Source organism: Paracraurococcus lichenis (assembly GCF_030657435.1).
Classification (GTDB): domain Bacteria; phylum Pseudomonadota; class Alphaproteobacteria; order Acetobacterales; family Acetobacteraceae; genus Paracraurococcus; species Paracraurococcus lichenis.
The window spans coordinates 1-2,272 of record NZ_JAUTWS010000250.1 but is presented as its reverse complement, the minus strand read 5'-3'; the positions used below and the strand labels follow the sequence as shown (position 1 = coordinate 2,272).

At 68.4% G+C, this 2,272-nt stretch carries 3 protein-coding genes; 2 read left to right on the top strand and 1 reads right to left on the bottom strand.

The window, feature by feature from the left end; all coding sequences use genetic code 11:
• The coding region (locus Q7A36_RS39420; RefSeq protein ID WP_305109252.1) for a hypothetical protein at positions 1-351 on the bottom strand (351 nt) is incomplete at its 3' end.
• Positions 352-1,027: 676 nt separating this feature from the next.
• On the opposite strand from Q7A36_RS39420, the gene Q7A36_RS39415 reads away from it, so the two are divergent.
• Together Q7A36_RS39415 and Q7A36_RS39410 are read left to right on the top strand one after the other, a co-directional pair.
• Positions 1,028-1,657, top strand: a complete 630-nt coding sequence (locus tag Q7A36_RS39415) for a transposase (RefSeq protein ID WP_305109251.1) — start codon at positions 1,028-1,030, stop codon at positions 1,655-1,657.
• Between the two features lie 27 nt (positions 1,658-1,684).
• The coding region (locus Q7A36_RS39410; protein ID WP_370655804.1) for a transposase at positions 1,685-2,272 on the top strand (588 nt) is incomplete at its 3' end.

Genomic DNA, 2,272 nt, shown 5'->3' with positions numbered 1-2,272 from the left:
CGGCAGGCTATCGACGCCAGCGTCGAGGAGGATGCGCCGCAATCCTGGACAGCCGTCGGTGAACGCGGTCAGCACCGTATCCGGTGTCCGCCCAACCGCATCGAGGTTACCGCGGATCAGCGCCGCGAGATCGGTGGCGGTCTTCGCCACAGCACCGAAAACCTGCCTTCCTCCTGCTCCCGTCTCGACATTGCCGATCCGGACCTCCAGGTGCCGCTCGCCGTCCTCGCAACTGCGGACAAAGGTCGCGTCCAAGGTCACCGTGACCGCCTCGGCGCCGGCACTGGCGGGCGTCTCGGTTGCGGGTCGCATCGGCAAGGTCTCGGCGACCTTGAAGGTATGGCGGCGCAAGCTCTCCGGATCCAAGCCCGCATCGACTGGAAATTTGACCGAGCAGGTCAGCCGCGGTCCGGTAGGTCAGCAATGCAGAGAGCTGGGCGCGCAACCGGTCCAGCTCCGGGATTGAGCGGACACGTGGTGGCCAGTCCACGCCAGCCTCGGCGTAGCCGCATCCGGCACAGTGGAAACGGGGCAGCCGGACCGTCACCTGACCGAACAGTGTTGCAATCTCGTGCTGACGATAGTCTTTCATCCGACACGGGGTGCCGCAGTCCCGGCACTCCGGGCGGAGCGCGGCATGAAGACGGGCCTGCGCGGCAACGGATCTCCTGCTGCACCCCGGCCAGGAGCTGCTTGCTCTCGGCCAGGGTCAGTCCCAGGCTGGCCAGGTCGGCGAGGGTGTCGGGCCTGGAGATCTGCAGAACGTCGGTGCTGTGCTCCGTCCCGTTGGCCTCAACACTCACCAGTCTTACGATCCAGGCCACGTCGGCACTACCTCAGCGCGGAAAACGAGCCAGAGCATACCCGCTCTCGGTGGCAGACCCCCAATTCTGCGGCAGTCCCGTCGGCGTTGGCCCTAAACGGCATGGTGGCCCGCCCTCGAACGAGGGCTCGCCCCTACCAGCCCGTTGACGAAGTGGCCGTGGCTTGATTCCGTTCGCCCCAGGACGCGAGCGGCAGGTGTGGCATGGCGCTGGGACGGCAGAAGGGCCGGCAATCGGATCTGCTGGTGACCTGGGCGGAGATGCCGCGCTCGCCCGGGCACGCGTTCTACGACCGACTGCAGGCCGAACTGCTCAGCGCCGGGTTCGACGGCTTCGTTGAGGGCCAGTGCGCACTCTACTACGCGGCGCGGCAGGGCCGACCCTCGCTGCCGCCCGGGCGGTACTTCCGCATGCTGTTGGTCGGCTACTTCGAAGGGATCGACAGCGAGCGCGGCCTGGAGTGGCGCTGTGCCGACAGTCTGTCGCTCCGCGAGTTCCTTCGCCTCGGCGAACGCGAGCCGGTACCGGATCACTCCTGGCTGTCGCGCACCCGCGCCCGCCTGCCACTCGAGGTGCACGACGCGGTGTTCACCTGGGTGCTGCAACGCCTGGCCGAGCGTGGCCTGATCAAGGGCGAGCGGATCGGAGTGGACGCCTCGACCATGGAGGCCAACGCCGCCCTGCGGGCGATCGTGCGGCGCGACGGTGGCGAGAGCTACCGCGAGATGCTGGTGCGCATGGCGAAGGAGAGCGGCATCGAGACGCCGACCACCGAGGACCTGATCCGGCTGGACCGCAAGCGCAAGGGCAAGACGCTGTCGAACGCCGAGTAGGAGAGTCCGACCGATCCGGATGCGCGGATCGCCAAGCTGAAGGACGGCCGCACGCATCTGGCCTACAAGCCCGAGCACGCGCTGGATCTCGACACCGGCGCGGTGGTCGCGGCCGAGATGCACAGTGCCGACCGGGGCGACACCGCGACCCTGCCCGACACCCTGGCGAGTGCCGCCCGGCACCTGGCCGCGGTCGAGGCGGCGCCGAGCGCCGAGGCGCCTGCCGAAATGGTGGCCGACAAAGGATATCACTCGCGCGAGGTGCTGAAGACGCTCGACGACGGGCCGTGGAAGACCCGGATCGCCGAGCCCAAGCGCGACGGCTTCTCGCGCTGGCACGGCGATGACGCGGCCCGCCGCGCCGTCGTGAACAACCGCACTCGCCTGCTGCCCGGCGTAGCCCACGTCGCGTTCAAGCTGCGCGCCGAGGTGGTGGAGCGGAGCTTCGCGCTCATTCTGGACCGCGGTGGCATGCGGCGTGCTTGGCTGCGCGGGCGGGAGAACCTGCACAAGCGTTATCTGATCCACGTTGCCGGCTACAACCTCGGCCTGATTGGGGTGCGGCACGGTTCGATGAGACAGACGGCTGCGGTAGAAATCACCGCAACCGGAGGT

Coding starts and splice junctions, on each gene's coding strand:
- Q7A36_RS39415 (WP_305109251.1), top strand. CDS start 1,028: ATGGCGCTGGGACGGCAGAAGGGCCGGCAATCGGATCTGCTGGTGACC.